Below are 3,038 nucleotides of genomic sequence, written 5' to 3'. Positions count from 1 at the left end.
CGGCTCGCGCAATAATGCCGATCGTGACCGGCGGAACGACCGCTCGCGTGCGCCGCCTCGCCCGCGCGACCGCGCCGTGGCTCGTCGCCGCGGCGATCCTCGCCGCCGTCGCCGCCTCGGTCGACCGCGCCGCCCTCGCCAGCGCCCTCGCGGCAGCGCCCATCGCGGCGCTGCTCGGATTGATGGCGGCCGCCGTTGCCGCGCTCGTCGCCGCCGACGTGTTCGCCCTGTGGGTCGCGGTGCGGGCCGCGCTGCCCGCGACTCCGCTGTCGCCGCGCGCGGTGCTCGCGGCCCGAGCACCGTCGTACCTGCTGGCGCTGCTCAACTACGGCGCGGGAGCGGGCGGCTTCGTCTACCTGCTTCGCCGCCGCCACGGCATTCCGGTGGTGGACGGCATCGGCGCCGTCGGACTGGCGACCGGCGCGTTCCTGCTGGTGCTCGCTGCGCCGGTCGGCATCGGCCTGGCCGGCGGCGCCGTCCCCGAGGCCGCCGGCCTGCGCTGGCTCGTCGCAGCGATCGGGGCGGGCGGCGCGATCGCGGCCGTGGCGCTGTGGTGGCGGCCCGCGTGGCTCGCCGATCGCGCGCTGTTGCGGCCGATGTTCGACGCGGGCCTGTTGGGGACGGCGCGGGCGGCTGCCGCGCGTGTGCCGTACGTTGCGGGACTCCTCGCGTTGCACTGGGCCGCTCTGCGGCTGTTCGGCGTGCGCGTCGCGTGGCCCGATGCCCTCGCGCGCTTGCCGGTCATCTTCCTCCTCGCCGCCGTACCGATCTCGCCGGCCGGCCTCGGCACCACGCAGGCCGCAAGTGTCGTCTTGCTCGCCGAGTTCGCGCCCGGAGCCACGGCGGACGCGCGCGCCGCGACCGTCCTCGCCTACAGCCTGTCGACGCAGGTCGTCGGCATGGCCCTGTGGGCGAGCGTCGGTCTCCTCGGCTTGCGCGCCCTCGATCGAAGAACCTAACATGTCGACTGTCGCACACCGGTCATCGGTCGTCGCGACCTCCACGCATGGCACGCCGGGCTCGCCTGCCCCGCCCCAACTTCGTCGCGCTCGCGCTGGCGGTGTTGGTCGCCGGGCTCATCTACGGAGCGATCAAGTTCGTCCCCGTCTACCTCAAAGTCAGCGACGTAGACGTCATCCTCGACGAGGCGCGCTACGAGGGGGCGGAGGTGGATCCGTTCGCCACCGACCGGTGGCTCGGCACGACCAGCGCGCAGGATCTCGCCGAAAAGGTGCGCCGCAAGATCGTCGCGCTCGGGGGCATCCCGGACGACGCCGTCAACGTGTACTTCTCCGACGATCTGCGCACCTTGTACGCGGATTTTTCCGTCGTCGTGCGCCATCCGTTCGGCAAGACGACGTCGCTGCACTTCACGCGCTCCGTCGATCTGGACCGCGACTGACGACCGCGCGGGCGGCACCCGCCGCCGCGACCGTACGCGCCGCGGCCCACCGCGGGTGTCCTGCGCGCCGCCGGTGCCCAGAGCACCGCCCGCACCGCGATGCGCGACGGACGCGCGTTCCCGCCGCCCACCGGATCGGGCGACCGGCGGGCTCGCCGACTCCCGGTCGCCCGTCCGCCGGCGTCCTGCACGATCGTGCGGATCGTCTCGGCCCGCCGGCCCGCCCGCGCGAACTCCGACGATGCCCCTTTACCTTGGCGTGTACCCGCAATACGATTCGATAGCTGGGGCCTCATGGTGAACATCGGTCACAGGGACGCACGACCCGCGGCCGTCGCGTCGCCCGCGACCGGAGTGGACCGTGCCGCATGTTCGCCGCCCGATCCACGAAAACTGCGCCCACACGCCGCGCGAGCGACACCGCGAGTTCGTAACTGACGACCGCCACCATGGCGAAACTCATCCTCATTTCCAGCGAAGACCGGCAAGAGTTCGAACTGGGTGCGTTCAACTCGATCGGGCGGCATCCGGACAACACGATCCAGATCCTCGACCGGATCATCTCCAAGGAACACGCGCAGATTCACCGAACGCCCGACCACAAGTACGTACTGCGCGACCTCGGCTCGCTCAACGGGACCTACATCCGCGGCGAGCGCATCAGTGAGTACGAGCTTCGCGACGGCGACGAGATCTGCATGGGGTCGACGCGCCTGCTCTACGTCGAAGACAGCGGCGAAGACGAGGCGCTCACGCGTGTCACCATCTCGCCCGGCCTCACCGAAAGCCACATCCGACAGAAGATCGCCGCCGACAGCGGCGAGTTCCTGCGCGAGTCCAGCATCACCGACGAAAAGGTACTTCGCCGCGACTACGAGCGGCTGCGTATCGGCCATGAACTCGCCAAAGCGACGAGCACCGAGCTGGACCTCGAGCGACTGCTCCCCAAGATTCTCGACAAAGCGTTCGAGCTGCTTCCGGCTGACCGCGGCGTGATTTTGCTCATGGACAGCAACGGGGAGCTCGTCCCGCGCTACCTCAAGACGCGCGACGGACGCACGGACAACAACATCGTGCTGTCCACGACGGTCACGAACGAGGTCATCAAAAGCAAAGCAGCCGTGCTGTCGTCGGACGCCACCATGGACTCGCGGTTTTCCGGCGCCCACTCGATCATCATGCAGGGGATTCGGTCGACCATGACGGTCCCTCTGCTCCATGGCGACGAAATCCTCGGCATCATGCACCTCGACTCGCAGATCGCGACGAATGCCTTCACCGAGAAAGATCTGCAGATTTGCATGGGAATGGCGGCGCAGGCGGCCATCGCGATCCAGAACGCACGACTCGCAACCCGCATCGAGCAAGAAGCGCAAACACGCGCGCAGATTTCCCGGCTCGTCCCGCCGTCGGTCGTCGAACAGGTTCTCAAGGGCGAACTGCAAATCGAAAAAGGTGGCCGGCTGCACGAGGTCACGATGCTCTACTCGGACATTCGCGGGTTCACCGCCATGTCCGACGGCCGCCCGCCCGAAGAAGTGGTCTCGACCCTCAACGAGTACTTCGAGGTGATGGTCGAGATCCTGTTCCGGCACGGGGGAACCCTCGACAAGTTCGTCGGCGACGAGATCATCGG

3 protein-coding genes are annotated in these 3,038 nt (G+C 68.9%); all 3 read left to right on the top strand.

Translation table 11 applies throughout. The annotated features are described in order from the left end of the window. Positions 1–14: 14 nt before the first annotated feature. Positions 15–959: a hypothetical protein gene (locus D6689_02105; GenBank protein ID RMH44571.1), complete on the top strand. Its 945-nt coding sequence runs from the start codon at positions 15–17 to the stop codon at positions 957–959. A 47-nt stretch (positions 960–1,006) separates the two neighbouring features. Beyond that, positions 1,007–1,402 (top strand): hypothetical protein, encoded by a 396-nt coding sequence (locus D6689_02100; protein ID RMH44570.1) that lies wholly within the window; start codon positions 1,007–1,009, stop codon positions 1,400–1,402. 449 nt (positions 1,403–1,851) lie between these two features. After that, positions 1,852–3,038: FHA domain-containing protein (locus D6689_02095; protein ID RMH44569.1), on the top strand; the 1,187-nt coding region annotated here is incomplete at its 3' end.

The organism is Deltaproteobacteria bacterium (genome assembly GCA_003696105.1).
Taxonomy (GTDB): domain Bacteria; phylum Myxococcota_A; class Polyangia; order Haliangiales; family J016; genus J016.
This window is presented reverse-complemented; position numbering and strand designations above follow the sequence as displayed.